At 71.7% G+C, this 283-nt stretch carries 1 protein-coding gene; it reads right to left on the bottom strand.

Annotation, left to right across the window (positions count from 1 at the left end; translation table 11 throughout):
- A partial coding sequence (locus tag FJ658_RS15620; protein WP_141146247.1) for a S8/S53 family peptidase occupies positions 1-283 on the bottom strand: 283 nt, incomplete at both ends.

The following is a 283-nucleotide window of genomic DNA, read 5'->3' as shown; positions in this document are numbered from 1 at the left end:
GCATCGCCCCGACGAGCTCCTCGCTCGGAGCGGAGACGCCGATCGTCACACCCTGGGTGGAGGCCTTCCGGCTCGTCTGGCCGGCGCGGTCGACGCCGGCCACCGTCAGCACGCCGGGCATGGTGGCGGGTGCGCCCACCTCGTCGGTGCCGGATCCGCGGTTTCCCGCGGCCGCCACGATCACGACGTCGTGGTCCATCGCGTAGGAGAACGCGTCGTCCCAGCTGGTCGGCCAGTCGAGGGTGTTGCGGGTGAGCGACATGTTGATGACGTCGGCGCCGTG

The organism is Schumannella sp. 10F1B-5-1, assembly GCF_006517535.1.
Lineage (GTDB): Bacteria > Actinomycetota > Actinomycetes > Actinomycetales > Microbacteriaceae > Schumannella.
This window is presented reverse-complemented; position numbering and strand designations above follow the sequence as displayed.